Annotated in this window: 10 protein-coding genes; 4 read left to right on the top strand and 6 right to left on the bottom strand. The window is 48.3% G+C overall.

Annotated elements, in window-relative coordinates; genetic code table 11:
- Positions 1–119: 119 nt before the first annotated feature.
- From NDI44_RS10925 to NDI44_RS10905, 5 genes are all read right to left on the bottom strand, one after another.
- Positions 120–1,340, bottom strand: coding sequence for a hypothetical protein (locus NDI44_RS10925; RefSeq protein ID WP_190415666.1), 1,221 nt, complete (start codon positions 1,338–1,340; stop codon positions 120–122).
- Between the two features lie 149 nt (positions 1,341–1,489).
- The gene (locus tag NDI44_RS10920; protein WP_190415756.1) at positions 1,490–2,437 is read right to left on the bottom strand and encodes an LD-carboxypeptidase; all 948 of its coding nucleotides are present in this window, start codon (positions 2,435–2,437) and stop codon (positions 1,490–1,492) included.
- Positions 2,438–2,453: 16 nt separating this feature from the next.
- A complete protein-coding gene (locus NDI44_RS10915) occupies positions 2,454–3,527 on the bottom strand; it encodes a glycosyltransferase (protein WP_190415754.1) in 1,074 nt (357 codons plus the stop codon).
- A gap of 60 nt (positions 3,528–3,587) precedes the next feature.
- On the bottom strand, positions 3,588–4,901 hold the full coding sequence (locus tag NDI44_RS10910) for a HEAT repeat domain-containing protein (RefSeq protein ID WP_242037188.1): 1,314 nt from the start codon (positions 4,899–4,901) through the stop codon (positions 3,588–3,590).
- Between the two features lie 239 nt (positions 4,902–5,140).
- Positions 5,141–6,262, bottom strand: a complete 1,122-nt coding sequence (locus tag NDI44_RS10905) for a DMT family transporter (protein WP_190415664.1) — start codon at positions 6,260–6,262, stop codon at positions 5,141–5,143.
- Between the two features lie 433 nt (positions 6,263–6,695).
- Here NDI44_RS10905 and sppA point away from each other — a divergent pair, with 433 nt between their 5' ends.
- Positions 6,696–7,517: a signal peptide peptidase SppA gene (gene sppA / locus NDI44_RS10900; protein WP_190415662.1), complete on the top strand. Its 822-nt coding sequence runs from the start codon at positions 6,696–6,698 to the stop codon at positions 7,515–7,517.
- A 96-nt stretch (positions 7,518–7,613) separates the two neighbouring features.
- Positions 7,614–8,033, top strand: coding sequence for a chorismate mutase (gene aroH, locus NDI44_RS10895; RefSeq protein WP_190415750.1), 420 nt, complete (start codon positions 7,614–7,616; stop codon positions 8,031–8,033).
- A gap of 57 nt (positions 8,034–8,090) precedes the next feature.
- Here aroH and crtR read toward each other — a convergent pair whose 3' ends face one another.
- Positions 8,091–8,993: a beta-carotene hydroxylase gene (gene crtR, locus NDI44_RS10890; protein ID WP_190415660.1), complete on the bottom strand. Its 903-nt coding sequence runs from the start codon at positions 8,991–8,993 to the stop codon at positions 8,091–8,093.
- 313 nt (positions 8,994–9,306) lie between these two features.
- Between crtR and NDI44_RS10885 the strand changes: the two genes are divergently transcribed.
- Together NDI44_RS10885 and NDI44_RS10880 are read left to right on the top strand one after the other, a co-directional pair.
- Positions 9,307–10,146, top strand: coding sequence for a COP23 domain-containing protein (locus NDI44_RS10885; RefSeq protein WP_190415658.1), 840 nt, complete (start codon positions 9,307–9,309; stop codon positions 10,144–10,146).
- 240 nt (positions 10,147–10,386) lie between these two features.
- A complete protein-coding gene (locus tag NDI44_RS10880; protein ID WP_242037187.1) occupies positions 10,387–16,686 on the top strand; it encodes a CHAT domain-containing protein in 6,300 nt (2,099 codons plus the stop codon).
- Positions 16,687–16,705 lie beyond the last annotated feature (19 nt).

Here is a 16,705-nt window from a genome sequence, read left to right as displayed (position 1 = left end):
ACTGCTTGGTGAATGTTGTTTGTGGACTGATTGCCTATGCTCACCAACCGAAGAAGCCATCCATTGCGATTGATTACAATTTACTCCCGCCCACTTAACCCGAACTCACGTTATTGACGTTATTTGACAATGCAGATGCCACTAATTTCAACGGTGCATCGCGTCGGTTTCTTAGCCGTATCTAAGTTGCGGGTGGTGGGGTTATAGGTGTATTCCCCCGCCTTGAAAACGCGGTTGGGATTGGCGCAGTAAGTGTAGGTTTGACCCGCTTCGGTAAAGTTCACGACCACCAAAGAATTCTTTGCCGGAGGACAACTATCCAAAACCGTCAAGCCATACTCATTTCGCAGCAGTTGGCTTCTTTGATCGTTAGCTGTAGGTTGAGTCGGATTTTGGGAAGTCGTTGTTTTCGGCTTTAAGTCACCACTGCTAATGTCAAAGGTGTACGCTCCTGCTTTGACAAGGCGGTTAGGATTGGCGCAGTAATTGTACGTTTGACCGTATTCGGTAAACGTGACAACAACCAAAGAAGTTTTTACTTCTGGACAGGTATCCAGAACCCTCAACCCATACTCATTGAGCAGAGCTTGTTTCCGGGGGTCATTTTGAGCTGGGGTTTGAGCCGGTGGATTTTGGGCAACAGCACCCCCTGGCTTGATATCATTGCTGCTAACGTCGTAACGATATTCGCCTGCCTTGATATTGCGGTTAGGATTAGCGCAGTAGGTATAGTTTTGACCGTATTCGGGGAAGGTGACAACAACAACATTACTCCTTACCGCCGGACAATTTTCTAGGACTCTCAATCCATATTCATCTTCTAGAAATTTTTGTCGCGCATCTTTTTGACCCGCGGGAGTTTGAGCCGGTGGATTTTGGGAAGTTGTTGTCTGGCTAATCCCAGAAATTGAAAGCGTGTATCTCCCCCTAGTGTTGTTCTTACCCAACACGCGAAGTTTATATTCTCCAGTCGTTGGCACTCGATACCTCACCAAACCCGATCGGTCATCGTAGGCAACCTGCGCCCCACTCTGTGAGGAAACTAGAACTAGAATAGGCAAAAGAGTACTACCGTCTTCTACATCAACAGCGGCAACGATTGCATCACCTTGCTTAGCATTAATCAGGAATTCCTCACCATAGGCTTTCTGGACAGGAGTACCCCTTAGAGATTGGTTTTTAAAGGTGAAGGTGGGAGAGTTAGTACGGATGAACCCGTTAACGTTTTCACCATTTTTTAGTGCGGTTGCTGCTCCAGCGATATCGGAGATCCCCGTAAACATCATCCCGGCGATCGCGACACTTGCCGCAACCCTATTAATAAACTTACGACCCATCATGGTAGACCCGTTTTCCTATAAACAAGAACTGCTTCCTTCTGTTTGGACAGATGATATCCATCCATAGTTCCCAGAGTCCAGGCACCTCAAACTTGTAAAGCCGGTTTGAAATGCCTGCTCAACTGATGCAATCTAGAAGCACCTAAGTATTATTGCTCGGTAGAGGAAAAACTCAAACTGCCGCGATCTGCATCTAACTGAGCGGGGATTCCCAAGGGTAAAGCTGCATTAGGGCCATCGTGACCAAAGGGGAGATCGGAGACAATGGGAATGCCAAGATTCCCCAAGCGATCGCGCAATACTTCTTCCACCGTCAAGCTAGAAATGTTCGGCGGAGCTTCGCAGCGGCTGAAGCGCCCCAAGGCAATCCCTTTGACTTCCCGAAAAGCCCCTGTCATCCGCCACTGCGTTAACATTCGGTCAATGCGGTAGGGAGCCTCAGTCACATCTTCCAAGGCGAGAATGACGCCCGCTAGCTGGGGCTGTACGGGCGTGTTCAGAAAATGCGTGGCTACAGTCAGATTGCCGGGGATTAAGATGCCGCTGACCTTACTGCCGCCCCAGCCGACTCCTTTTAAGGGTTCTAGAGGGCGACCTTCTACGCAATCGAACAGCCGCTGAATCGACCACTCTGGCTCTGCGGCAAGGGTAGTTAGCAACGGGCCATGAACCCCTGCAATGCCAACTTTACCGAGGCTCCACAGCAAGCCAGTGGCATCAGAAAAGCCGATCAGCCATTTGGGAGTGCTGCGTAAAAAATCTCCGATTTTCTTTTTCTGTTCTCCACCCTGCCAAGACCAATCTTCTAGTAAGCGGGCGCTACCATAACCGCCTCTGGCACAGAGAATGCCTTTACATTTAGGGTTTTTCCAAGCGTCTGCGAGGTGTTGGCGGCGGCTGTCATCGCGACCCGCAAGGTAGCCCCACCGTTCCTCAACGCCGCTGCTAATTTCGACTCGGTAGCCGCGCGATCGCCATATTTCCACACCTTTGTGGAACGCTTCCTGTTCTCGCAAGGCACCACTGGGAGCAATGACTCGCAGCAAGTCGCCAGTTTGTAAAGGCGGGGGTAGTTGGTACGCGGAAAAATCCAAAATTCTTCTGGTTTAAGTTTTAATTTTGCAAGATATCCCGAAACCATTCTTCCATGCGATCGCCCAGTGCTTCCAGAGAATATTCTGCTTCGGCTTGTTGGCGGCAAGTATAGCGGTCAAGTTGATTGATGCGTCCAATAGCCTCGACCAACCCCGCCACGCTATCCGGCTCCACTAAAAAGCCCGTCTTCCCATCCTGAATAATTTCAGTCGGGCCACCTCTGGAATAAGAAATGACGGGGACTCCACACGCAAGCGCCTCAATCACCACATTGCCAAACGCTTCCACCCAGCGAGGTGTCATCAACAACGCCCGACAATTGCCTAAATGCTGTTGCAGTTCGGATGTGGAGAAAAATCCTGCATATTCTACAGGAGCATCGGGATAATCTTGACAAATCTGCTTCCAATATGATTCGTCTTGCATTTTTCCAAGGATTTTTAGGGGAATGCCGGTAATTTTGGCAGCGGCAACGGCATCCTCTAGACCTTTTTCTGGAGCAATCCGACCCACCCAAGCCAAGCAGGATGAGGCTTCTGAGCAAAATTGATAAAGCGATAAATCCAGACCGCTTCCGAGAATCCGATATTGCGACGGACTGGGAAATGTTTCTGCCTGTGTCAATGTGTAGACGCCAACCGTACCAGGAAACTGACTGGCAATCTGTTCCACGATGCGATCCATCGCGGTCGAGAGAGAACCCATACTCACGAAATGGGCGATCGCTCGATTAAAAAATGGCGTTAGATAGAACGGTAGCCAATCATAGGCAATGTTGAAAATCAGATCGTAGTCGGCTTGGACTTGCCGCGCATAATCCCACATATTGCCCAGCACAGAATTCTCCGGCATCACAATCGGGGCACTTCGTCCTTGAGTCTGAGCCGTTGTCTGGAGTTCTCCAGCAATTTCGACAATTGGAATATCTCCCAGCAGAGAGCCTTGGGGAGCCACAATTTTGAGGGTATGTCCCCGCCGGAGCAGCTCTTGGGCAACGTTGAGCAGGGTTAGTTCTACGCCGCCCCCCAACCCCGTGCCGAGAGCGCCCACCGAGGTTGAGAGCAACAACAGTTTCAATGGACGATGCAAGATGGACAACTTTTAGACTCTAAACGATAAACAATAAATTTAAACTCTTGTCAAGACGCCAATTTAGCGGTTTTCTGACTCCTCTGGCGGATGATTAGAGGAATTTTGGGAATTTGGCAAAGCGGGCAAATTATTATCCGTGCCAGGATTCAAGCGAAGCCGATTTAACTGCCCTATCGCCCACCGCGCTGTTTCCTGAACCTCGGAATCCCGATCTTCAGCAGCGTGACGCAATAAATTGCTGACTTGACCGATCGTGTCATAAATTCTTGTCAAATCCCGAATTGCATTTTTGCGAACATCAGGGTTTTCATCTTGCAACGAGATCGCGAGTGCCCGGTTCATCGGTTTGAGGGTGCGGGTGCCAATTTGCGACAGCGCCTCTAAGATTAAGCCGCGCTGCTGGGAATCCGAGTCGATCATCAGATCCACCAAGGGCTGAATTGCTCTGGAGTCGCCGCATTGTGCCAGTTCCCAGATCGCCTTGCGTCGTTTTGTCGGATCGGCTCCCTGTAAATCTTTAATTAATTCATTAACAATATCAATTTTGGGGAGGCGAGTGGTTTCTCCTATCGCTTTTGCCTCGTTGCTTCGCAGCCGTGCTAACGGCTTCGCTTCGCTAACTGCTTCTGTTGGCTTTTGTGCGGTTGTTCTCCCGTCTAAATTGCTTTTTTCTAAATTGCTTGTTTCTGAAAGGGTCAAAGCAGAGGCATGATAGCCGTTATTGCCATTGTCATGTTCTATCGAGTGAGAATGGATATCTGCGGGATGATTGGCATCTTTAGGGTCTTTGTAGTGGCTTTCATGCGATTCCTCAGCTCCAGACTCCGGCTCTTCCTCTCTGTTGAGGTTTCCTAACCATTTCAACAAGAAGTAAACTCCTAATCCGACCCCAGCTGATGCTGCTGCTAAACCTAATAACCACCAGAAGCGATTCCCTTCAGAACTCGGTTTAGCCGCCTTGGGTTTTGGGGTGGGAGCCGGTGAAGATTTTGCGGCTTCGGCTGCCTGAAGGCGCTCTTGAGTCGTGGAACCAGCAACTCCGTCAGGCGTTAACCCGACAGATGTTTGAAATTTAGAGATAGCAACTGCTGTCGTTCGGCCATAAACGCCATCTACTGGCCCATTGTAGTGTCCCAAACGCTTTAGTGACTTTTGCAGTTCTGCGACTTCAAAGCCTTGAGAGCCTACTTGGAGGATAGGCAAATCGTTTTTAGGGTTTGGGGAACTCGCCTGAGCCAGTTCTAGGGAGACGGGTAAACTGGGGGGGGAAGTGGCGATCGCTGACGGCAATCCTGTGGAATTCTCACCCGAACTGGGGATAAAGCCCAGACAGATAATCCAGGTAACTAGAAGCCATGTGGAGCGGTAGAACATAGTTTTGGGGAAACCTGTCTAAGTGAATACAACCAGACAAGATCCTTTGCTGATAATTTTCTGCTTAGCTTCTAGTACCAGCATGAAGTTATTCGTTCTAAATAGTTAGCGAGCAATTCATCCCTATGTTTTGGGCGAGCAGCTCTGGGAGCTAGTGTGAATATTGGGCTGATCATAACAGAAAGTTTCAACTCGCTCTCAAATCTTAGCGGCTAACTTGTCTGTCATCCTATTCATTTCTACCGATTTTGCCAAATCTCGGTTTCGGATTCTTTCGCTTGTATTGGCAGTGATTGATAGGGTAATGGCTCGGATGGCTCTAAGAGAGAAATTTGCTCGGTTTTGCTTTCTTCTTGTGTCACCTTGGTTTCAACAGATGTAGAGGGTTGCCCGAAGCGCAGGCTTTGCAAACGCACTTGTTCGGCTATCTTCTCGCGCTGATTAATTAGATAGATACTGGCAAGGGTTAGACTCACTCCCAGCCATTGAAGAGGGCTGAGAACTTCAGCCAAAAGTAGATTGCCAAAAAAGAGGGCAAACACGGGTGTCAAAAAGGTGAGGGAACTAAGACTGGTAAGATTGCCGCTAGAGGCAAAGTAGAAGAATAAACCATAGGCGATCGCGCTCCCAAATACGGCTGCGTAGCTCAATGCTATCCAGCCAGACGTATTTAGATGCACCCACTGGTCAGATTCCCACACTTGGGAGAGTGCAAACAAAGGTAATCCGCCCAAAATCATGTGCCAGCCAGTCGCCACCACCGGATCGGCATACTGGCAAACGAAACGAATCAGCACTGTTCCGACAGCCATCGACAGCGCCGCCAGCAGCATCAGCCATTCCCCGCTCTCAAACAAGTGCGTGAAGCTAAACGAGCCAGCGATCGCGTTGCCGTGGAAAAGATTGATAATCCAATCATCCGGCAAGCCAATCAAACTAATCCCCAGCACTCCCAATGCCAACCCCAGCCAGCCCCACAGCCCGATGGTTTCTCCAAACAACCAACAGGACAGCAAAGCCACTGCTAGGGGTTGAGAGTCTATCATCACCGAACCCAACCCGGCACCCGTTCGCACTAATCCAAAGGCTAAAAAGCCTTGAAACAAAGCGCCGTCAACCAAGGCAAACAAGCTAATCCACAGCCACGCCCGAACGCCTTTCGGTTGAGGTTTGCCCATCAAAAAGGCAGCAACTAATACCAGTACCCCAGCAGGCACCAACCGGACACCAGCCATAAACAGGGGCGTCGTGTTTGGGATAACACCCTTCATTGCCACCATCGCCGTTCCCCACAAGAAAAAGGGGGCAATCAGCAGCAAGGGTGCCAACGGAATTTTGGATTCTGTGAGTTTTAGCTGCATAAAAGTTCTTTGTGGGCGTACATAACAAAGCCAGATCAGCACTCTTGAAGCAGGTCATCACGAGCTGCCCTTCCAGAAGTCGCAACCGGATTTATCAAAAATTTTTCCAGTTTCTCGCTCTTTTTTTGGCTGGTTGCGCGTTTATTTACTTAATTGTACTTAATATGTAGTTCTGTTAAGGCGCTTTGGCAAATTGTTGGGATGCCGACAAAAGGGTAAGTTTTTACTTGTTAAGTACCTGTTAAATTCGGAGAGCTAGGGAAAACCTTCTTTCTGATAAGCTTTCAGGCTTCACCCGCAAGCCAACGAAACCGATGCAGATCGTGCAAACTAGAGAAAGAGCCAGCATTACTAGGGAAACATTTACTGTTTTGCAGGATTTGCTTCCTTCTCTAATTCGCTCATTCATTCACGATTCATTGCTTGCCTGCTCATGATCTGGCCTTTTCAGCCTAAGTTTCGTAAACAAATTGCTCGGATTGAAGTGACTGGTGCGATTGGCAGTACTACCCGAAAACAAGTTCTAGAAAGCCTGAAAACGGTTGAAGAACGAAAGTTTCCAGCATTACTGCTACGCATTGATAGTCCTGGTGGTACGGTCGGGGATTCGCAAGAAATCTATGAAGCCCTGACTCGCCTGCAAAAAAAGGTGAAAATTGTTGCCAGCTTTGGCAATATCTCCGCATCTGGAGGAGTCTATATCGGGATGGGAGCCGAACACATTGTTTCCAACCCAGGCACAATTACCGGCAGTATCGGTGTAATTCTCCGGGGAAACAACCTGGAGCGCTTGCTAGAAAAGATTGGCGTTTCTTTCAAGGTGATCAAATCGGGTCCTTATAAAGATATTCTGGCTTTTGACCGGGAACTCACCGAGCCGGAAAAGAATATTCTCCAAGACCTGATTGACGTCAGTTATCAGCAATTTGTGCAAACGGTTGCTGAGGCTCGGAAGCTGACAACCGAAACGGTTAAAAGTTTTGCCGATGGTCGCATTTTCACAGGTCAACAAGCGTTAGAACTGGGGGTTGTTGACCGGCTCGGCACTGAGGAAGATGCCCGCCGTTGGGCTGCGGAACTGGTCGGTCTCGATCCCGAAAAAACGAAGTGTTACACCCTGGAAGAACGCAAACCTTTCTGGAATCGTGTGGTATCGAGCAGAGTTCAAGGGGCATCTAGTCTATCAGCTGGGATAGACTGGTTAGAATTTGAACTTTCTACCAGTGGTCAGCCGTTGTGGCTTTACCGACCCTAGTCTGAAGTTTAGATTTTAGATTATAGATGATTTAGATGATTCTGAAATCCAAAATCTAAAATTCAAAATCCCAATTATAAAATGGAGGATGCTTGCGTGGAGTGGCGAGTTCGAGCGATTCGCGGGGCAACAACTGCCTCACAAAACACGGCTGAGGCAATTCGAGAAGTGGTAGCGGAACTACTCGATGAATTAGAAGTACACAATCAACTACATCCCGATCTAATTATTAGTGCCACGTTCTCGGTAACGCGGGATCTGGATGCGATCTTTCCCGCTGCGATCGCTCGCTCTCGTCCCCACTGGGACAATGTTCCTCTGCTCGATGTCCAGCAAATGCACGTGGAGGGAGGGCTGGAGCGTTGCATCCGCTTCTTAATTCACGTCAATTTGCCAGCTTCCCATCCACCGATTTACCATCCTTATCTGCGGGGAGCTAAAAGCCTAAGACCGGATTGGAGTTTGTCTCAGGTTAGCTTATCCTCGCAGTCAACGATTCAGTCGTTTCATCGCTGAGGTTTTTTGTCATTAGTGATTCGTCCCTCGTCATTGACGAATCACTAATGACATTTATTAGCTATTTTCTAGGTTTTTAGGTGATTTGTTGTGAAAATGGATGCCTAAAAAAACGTCATATAAAAAGCTCCAGAAATTTTTTCCTTGCCAGATTCCCAGAGTTTGATAACAGCCTTTTTCATCTAAGAGGGGCTTGGTGGCGTAATAAGCATTCTGGTAGTGATACCAGGGAATGGAAGGCCACAAATGATGAATGAGGTGGTAATTTTGCCCCATGATCAGCAAATTGAGGATGGGGTTGGGGTAAACTCTGGCATTTTTCCAGCGATCGCGTTCTTGATGAGGGCGATGCGGCAAATAATCAAAAAACAATCCCAGCGCCAATCCTACCAGGGCAGAAGGGATAAACCAAAAATTGAGAATGTAGCCTAAGAAGTGGTACTGAATTGAAATATAGAAAATCGTCCCGACAAACAAACGGCTTAAGAACCATTCCAAAAGTTCGTATTTTCGCCACAGCTGACGTTTAAAGAAAAATACTTCGTGGTATAAAAACCGCACCGGAATTAACCACAGGGGTCCGCCAGTAGAAACGTAATGATCTGGATCGTTTTCCGGGTCATTGACATGGGCATGATGCTGCAAATGAACCCTAGTAAATACTGGGAAGGCAAAGACTAACATCAGCGCACTGCCATGTCCCAGGATGGCATTGATGACTCGGTTACGATGGGCAGAATTATGACAAGCATCATGAATCACCGTTCCACAAATGTGCAAGGCGATCGTGTTTGTGATAAAGCAACACCAGTGAGGCCACTCCCAGAGCCAATAACCAAAGTTTGATAGCACAACCATCGCTACGGCGGCTAGAAACATGAGTAGCGTTGGGCTTAGGGACGCAGGCGGTTCCAGGAAATGTCTGGGAACTGTCAGCGGCTTTTGTGCCTCCAACAACATTGTTTTCTCCTTTTGAATGATTTAAGGGTTCTGCGGGAACTTTGCTTCGGTTTTCCCGTCACTATGGCATCTAGGGGGGTATGTTGTGCAACATTGGATACAGGATAAACAGTACCCACTGATTGACAATTTTCAAAAAACACGCTCTATTTTCCTGACTTCTTACCCTTATTCCTACCAGGGAAGCGGGGGATTCTAGTCGTGCTTTCGTAGTATACGCTACGAAGACCGATTTATAAAGATTTATGAAATTAGCTCATTTAATTCAAATGATGCTAACGATAGTCAAAAAATATACAGGAGGATTGTTGATATGTCACCACATCTGTCTAGGTTCGCGTTTGAAGCAAAGTCCTTAGTGGTCAAAAGTGTGGCTTTATCTGCCGGTTTAGCAATTCTACTGAATAGCGGTATTGCCTTTGCCGGTTCTGTTCAGCAAGCGCAACTGCCGGGTGTCGAAGATGAAAATACTCAAACCTCGGATGGAGATGTTGTGGTAGACACCGATGGGAGTCCAGATACCACGACTAGCTCAGGAACGGAATCGGAGAATAGTACAACTGCTAACAAGCCACGGTTTACCTGCCAGCTAACGAACAGTCAGTATATGGTGATGTATCACCCGAAGAGCCAACCCGATCAAGCTTATGCTTGGGCAACTCCCAGTCCTTTAGGCGGTGGCTGGACGGCTGAGAGACGTTGTAACGAAATTAGTCGCCGATTAGAATCTTATCGACCCGATGGTCTTCAGGAAATGCGGGCATCGGTGGAAAATAACTACAACGTTGTTTGTATCACGACTCAGAAAAACCCAGACTGTCGGATTGTGCTGACTGTGCCTCCTGGTGAAAATCCGCAGTTAATCCGCGATCGCGTTTTCCAAAATATCAGCACTGCTGACAGCGGACAGGTGACAGAGGGCGTCAATACCTTTGTTGGAGGTCGGGATGCTCAGATGCTCAACGATCTCTTAAACTTGGGCTTATCTTCCCTTGGCGGGACCACGAATCGCTCCAGCCGTAAGTCACAAAGCGTTAACCTGCGACCTTTCTTAGATCGAGCTGATGGTGGCACCGGCACCCAGTTGAAAGGCGGAGTGCCTATGCGCTCGAATCGAGCCAATCCTCGACTGAATCCAGGCAACTTCCGTTAAAAATTGTTGATGGGTGATCGGGGACTCAAACCTGCGATCGCATAATCGGCACAATCAATAGAATAGAGAAGATACAAAATTGTTTGGCTTCCCAATATTGAGCCGTCTGGAAGCCAGACAATTTTATTTATTTACAGATGGCGATCGCTCTTAGGAGCTAAAACAAATAAAAGCATTCCTAACACGTTGAATCTGTCAATGTTACTTTAGGGATATTGACAACAGGGTAAGTGCATAACTATGTCAGCCGTTAGAAATATAAGGCTGTTACTGGTAGTGTTTTCACTAACAGCGATCGCTAACTCGCTTCAACCAGTACAAGCACAGCCGATTACCCCAGCGGCTGACGGCACCGGCACAATTGTTACTCCAGAGGGGAACCGTTTTAACATTAGTGGCGGCACGCTTTCAAAAGATCAAGCAAATCTTTTTCATAGCTTTGAGCAGCTAGGATTAAATTCTGGGGAAATTGCGAACTTTCTTTCTAACCCTAATATTCAAAATATCTTAGGGCGGGTTACAGGTGGGAATGCTTCTTATATCAATGGATTAATCCAAGTCACAGGGGGAAACTCTAACCTGTTCTTGATGAATCCAGCGGGGATTATCTTCAGTTCTCATGCCAGCCTAAATGTTCCTGCTTCATTTACCGTCACCACTGCCACAGGTATCGGTTTTGGCAGCAATTGGTTTAATGCAATTGGGGCGAATGACTACGCTACATTGGTCGGAACGCCCAACCAGTTTATTTTTAACACTCCTCAACCTGGAAGCATTATCAATGCGGGGAATTTGGCAGTATCGGGGAATTTAACCCTGTTAGGTGGCACGGCAGTTACTACGGGGCAGATGAGGGCGACTGGGGGGCAAATTGCTGTAGTCGGTGTACCGGGTGAGAAATTAGTGCGGCTGAGTCTACCCGGCAGCCCTCTAAGTTTAGAAGTTCAACCGCTACCTACCTCAAATACAGCCACGCTACCCTTTACTCCTTTATCCCTCCCTTCGCTGCTAACGGGCGGAAATCTCGCGAATGCCACGGGATTAACCGTCAATAGCGATGGCACGGTACGGTTGACTGCTTCTAGTGCTGAGATTGGCACACAACCGGGTACTGCGATTGCTTCTGGCACCCTGAATGTATCGGGTCAAACCGGAGGCACTGTCTATGTCTTGGGCAACCAAGCGAGTGTCATTAGTGGCAATATTAACGCTTCGGGCACCAATGGCGGCGGTGCGGTACTGATTGGCGGTGATTATCAGGGTCAAGGCAAAGTGCCAAATGCCTTACAAACATTGGTTAGCAGCGACTCGGTGATTTCTGCCGACGCACTGCACAACGGGAATGGTGGAAAAGTCATTGTTTTTGCAGATGATACAGCCAGCATTTACGGGACACTAACGGCAAGGGGAGGCATTTATTCTGGAAATGGTGGGTTGATTGAAACTTCTAGCAAACAGTTTCTCAATCTCACCAGTACGCCGGATGCAAGTGCGCCTCAGGGAATCGGTGGTACTTGGCTGATTGACCCGACCGATATCACGATTGTGAATAGTGGCGGCGGTGCGATTGGCACGAATACGGTGGATGTTGCCAATATTAATGCTGCCCTGAATACTGGCACTAGCGTCATCCTCGACACGGCAACTGCTTCTGGTTCTCCAGGTGCCGGGAATATTACTCAAAATAGCAATGCTTTTATTAGCAAGACATCTGGGGGAGATGCCGCGCTTACTTTACAAGCTAACAACGACATTATTCTAAATGGAGCGATCGCTTCCAGTAGCGGCAAGTTGAATGTCAATCTTTTTGCTGATAATGACACCAACGGTAGCGGCGCGATCGCCCTCACCAATGCCACGATTAGTACAAACGGCGGCAATCTTACAGGAGTTGGTCGAGGAAATGCCACCTACACCAATGGCATTCTGCTCAACAACAGCATTATTAATGTCCAAGGCGGCAATATTAACCTGACGGGCACAGGATTTCTTAGTGTTACTGGTACTACCAACAACGGGATTTCGCTTCAAAACAACAGTGCAGTGCAATCAACCGGAACCGGAACGATTACCCTAACGGGTTCGGCGGGAAGTGGAACAAATGCAAATGACGGCATAGAAATCATCCAAAACTCTAAAGTGAGTTCCGTGGATGGAAATATTAATATTCAGGGTACTGGTAACGGAACTGGTGCTGCCAATCATGGAATTCAGGTCTCTACAGGTAGCAATGTAGCATCCACTGGGGCGGGGAACGTTACCCTAATCGGTACCAGTAACGGAAAGGGTTTCAACAATGACGGCATTTCGATTGGCACGATTGGCAGCATTGTCCAATCCAATAGCGGGAATCTTACCCTGACAGGCACCAGCGGCACTGGGGCGGGAAGTCAGGATGGAACCGCTGTTTATGGAAGCGGCAGAGTGCGATCGCAAGCTGGAAATATTAATCTGTCTGGCACTGTCAAGGGAACGGGCAGCGACAGCTACGAGATTATTATTGTCTCTGAAAGCGTCGTGGAATCTGTTGGGACAGGGGCGATTACCCTCAATGGCACTGGTGCGATTGATGCAGCAGGCATTCTCTTACAAGACAGCAGCATTAATCCGACTGGAATTGGGGGTAGCGGTAATATCACTCTTACCGCTAATGAAATTAATTTTATTGACTCCACGAATCCTGGCACCCCGCAAATTAAGGGCAGCGGTACGCTTCAATTGCAGCCTCTGACTTCCAGTTTGGGTATTACCATTGGCGGGACAGTCAACGACAACCGCTTAAATCTCAACACCAGCGAACTCAATTTTTTAGAAAATGGGTTTTCTCAAATCATCATCGGACGGGCAGATAGCAGCGGTGCAATCACTTTGGCTGGCAACACCACCTTCTTCGATCCAGTCACCGTGCGATCGCCCGTAGGTTCTGGTTCTATAACCACGACAGGTTATACTCTCGCCGGAGATGATAACGCGACGCTTACCCTGTTAGCCAACCAAAATATCGCAACTGGCAATATTATCAATTCCGGTCGTCAGATTACGCTAACCAGCTTCCTCGGCAGTATCAATACCAGTGCAGGCAAGCTTGATACTAGCGCTTATAGCAATAACGGCGGCGCGATCGCCTTGAATGCTTTCGGCAATATTACCACTGGTGACTTGAAATCTTGGTCAGTTGAAGGCGATGGCGGGGATATTGTCCTCTCCAGCAAAGCAGGAAGCATTAATACTGGCATCTTAGACGCAACCACTTTTGACGGCAATGGCGGTGCGATCGCGCTGACGGCTTTTGGAGAAATTACCACAAAAGACTTGGAATCGTGGTCGGATTATGGTTTTTCTGGAGAGATTGCTCTATTTGCTAATGGAAACATTACCACGGGCAGTCTAGATTCTCGCTCCTATGATTCTGGGATTGGGGGTGACATCACCGTTATTAGCAGTGGGGGAAGCATCACAAGTGGAGACTTATTCTCCTACTCCCAGACTAATGATGCGGGTTCGATTAACTTATTTGCCCCTCAGGGCAACATTACCACTGGTATCCTCAACACAGGCTCTTATGGTCTGAGTGCAGGCATTACGGGAAACATCACCCTTACCGCTGGTAGCAACATTAACACCAGCTACATTCATGCTTTTTCAAATGGGTATGGCAATGGGGGAAAAATTTCTCTGACAAGCTATACAGGAACGATCGACACCCAACAAGTACGATCAAATTCAAAGGGTGGTGATGGGGGCGCGATCGCATTTGATGCAAAAGGCAACATTACTACCGCTGACTTGAACGCTTTCTCAAACAGTGGGGATGCTGGTGATATTTATCTTTACAGTGACCAGGGAACTATCCAAACTGGGGCATTAGATGCAACTTCCTTGGAAGGTTTTGGGGGCGCGATCGCGTTTGATGCAAAAGGCAACATTACCACCAGTAAGGTGGAATCTTGGTCAGTGAAGGGTGATGGCGGTGATATCTCTATCTACAGTAACCAGGGAACTATCCAAACTGGGGCGCTAGATGCAACTTCCTTGGAAGGTTTTGGGGGCGCGATCAGCCTTGAAGCCAATGGCAACATTACCACCAGTAAAGTGGAATCTTGGTCAGTGAAGGGTGATGGCGGTGATATCTCTATCTACAGTAACCAAGGAGCCATTAATACTGGGTTGTTAGATACAACCTCCTCTGAAGGCTACGGGGGATTTGTCACCCTCGAAGCCAATGGCAATATTACGACAGGTAACGTGGAATCTTGGTCAGTTGATAACGATGGAGGAGCGATCGCTGTTTCTACCAACAGTGACATCACAACTGGCACTCTAGATTCTGGTACTTATGGTTTCGGGACGGGGGGTGGCATCACCCTCACGAGTAATACTGGAAAAATTTCACTTTTAGAGGTGTATTCTGACTCTCAGTATGGCGATGCAGGGGCGCTCAACTTTTCTGCCAAGGGCGACATTACCACCAGCAATTTGAATGCAAGATCTTATAGTGGTTTTGGCAAAGGCGGCGACATCACGCTGATATCAGGAAGGGGAGGCATCAGCACTGGATCGGTCATTAACGCCTCGACAACCTTTACGGGGGGTGCGATAACCTTTTCTGCCACCGGGGACATCACCACCGGCAATCTAGAATCTTACTCGCAGAGTGGGAATGGGGGCGCGATCGCGCTCAACAGCACTACGGGATCGATCGATACTGAAAAGTTGTCTTCTTACTCGCAGAGTGGGAATGGGGCAGCGATCGGCTTAAGTGCTAACAACGGCAACATTACTACCCGTACCATCAATGCCCAAAGTCTGGGAAGTGGCACTGGCGGAACTGTTAATATTACTGCTGGTAAATTCTTTCGGGCTACAGGCACGTTTACAGACCGCAATAGCCTAAATTCCAGTATTTCGACCGCTGGTGGAACCAACGGCGGTGACATCACCATCCGTCACAGTGGCAGCACGACAACTCCCTTCGTCGTTGGGGATGCCACCATCAATGGGACAGCTGGATCGATAACCAGTGGGGCAACGAATACGATTGCCACAATCTTTTCAGTACCCGTACCGCCGGACACTTACATCCAGGGCAACATTAAAATCATCACCTTCAGCCCTACTCCCGATTTTATCCCTGCTCAAACCCCCTCACTGCCCGTCGAAATCCCACAGCAAGAAGCATCACAACCGCAGGAGACTACTTCGCTTTCCCCTCCAGCCAATACCAGTCAGTCCTTGGTTGAAGTTGATTCTGCGTTGGCTCAAATTGACGAACCCTTCACCCAGGAATATGAACAATATCTAGGCGTAAGCGATACCCCCACAAGGAGCCTTTCCGATGCCCGTAGTACTCTGCAAAGCATTGAAGCATCTAGCGGTATCAAAGCGGCACTCATTTACGCTGTTTTTACTCCCACAACTGCGGTAGCAAATGAGGCAAAAAGCCCATCTTCCTCAATTGATCATTCCATTAATCCTGAAAGTCTGGAACCGCAAAAAACGGAAAATTATCAAGATCAGCTGGAACTCGTACTAGTGACGGCAGATAGACAACCGATTCGGAAAAGAGTCACAGGCGCAACCCGCCAAAAAGTTCTCAAACTTGCTAACCAATTCCAGACGCAAGTGACCAACCTTAAAAGCGCTCGTGGCTACCTAGCATCCTCTCAGCAGATGTATCAATGGCTGCTAGCACCGCTAGAGAAAGATCTGCAAAGACTCGATATTCAAAATCTTGTCTTCCTCATGGACGAGGGTCTACGCACGATCCCCATCGCTGCTCTCCACGATGGTAAAGGGTTTATCCTTGAGCGCTACAGCGTTGGTTTGATGCCCAGCCTTAGCCTCACCGATACTCACTACCAGAGTTTGAAAAATGCTCAAGTTTTGGCAATGGGCATCTCAAAATTTACGGATAAAAATCCTTTACCAGCAGTACCAAGGGAATTATCAGCAATCGTCCCCTATCTGTGGAAAGGCAAGTCCTTTCTCAATGAGGATTTTACGCTAAAGAATCTGAAGGCGCAGCGTCAACAACAGCCGTTTGAGATTGTACACCTGGCAACTCACGGAGAGTTTAATTCAGGTTCTCCCAGCAACTCCTACATTCAGTTATGGGACACCAAATTGCGACTCGATCAGTGGCGGGAACTGGGTTGGGACAACCCACCAGTAGAGCTATTAGTGCTGAGTGCTTGTCGCACAGCAGTGGGGAATGAGCAGGCAGAGTTAGGCTTTGCGGGATTAGCGGTGCAAGCAGGAGTGAAATCGGCGTTGGCAAGTTTGTGGTACGTCAGCGATGAGGGAACTCTAGGACTGATGGCAGAATTCTACGAGGAACTAAAAACAGCTCCGATTAAGACAGAGGCGTTACGTCAATCTCAGTTAGCGATGCTCAGGGGGCAAGTGCGACTGGAGGGCGGAAAGTTACGGACTCGCAATGGGGATATCTCTTTGCCACCCCAATTGCTAGGAATCGGAAATCAAGTCCTCTCCCATCCTTATTACTGGTCTGCTTTTACAATGATTGGCAATCCTTGGTAAAAGCAAATGACTTATCACA

This window comes from Trichocoleus sp. DQ-A3 (genome assembly GCF_039961975.1).
Lineage (GTDB): Bacteria > Cyanobacteriota > Cyanobacteriia > Cyanobacteriales > FACHB-T130 > FACHB-T130.
The sequence above is the reverse complement of the archived record's forward strand: the minus strand, read 5'-3'. Positions and strand labels throughout refer to the sequence as shown.

Bases quoted from the DNA above. Each gene is read 5' to 3' on its own strand.
- crtR (WP_190415660.1), bottom strand. From the start codon at position 8,993: ATGTTGTTGGAGGCACAAAAGCCGCTGACAGTTCCCAGACATTTCCTG.
- NDI44_RS10880 (WP_242037187.1), top strand. From the start codon at position 10,387: ATGTCAGCCGTTAGAAATATAAGGCTGTTACTGGTAGTGTTTTCACTA.
- NDI44_RS10905 (WP_190415664.1), bottom strand. From the start codon at position 6,262: ATGCAGCTAAAACTCACAGAATCCAAAATTCCGTTGGCACCCTTGCTG.
- NDI44_RS10925 (WP_190415666.1), bottom strand. From the start codon at position 1,340: ATGATGGGTCGTAAGTTTATTAATAGGGTTGCGGCAAGTGTCGCGATC.
- sppA (WP_190415662.1), top strand. From the start codon at position 6,696: ATGATCTGGCCTTTTCAGCCTAAGTTTCGTAAACAAATTGCTCGGATT.
- NDI44_RS10885 (WP_190415658.1), top strand. From the start codon at position 9,307: ATGTCACCACATCTGTCTAGGTTCGCGTTTGAAGCAAAGTCCTTAGTG.
- NDI44_RS10910 (WP_242037188.1), bottom strand. From the start codon at position 4,901: ATGTTCTACCGCTCCACATGGCTTCTAGTTACCTGGATTATCTGTCTG.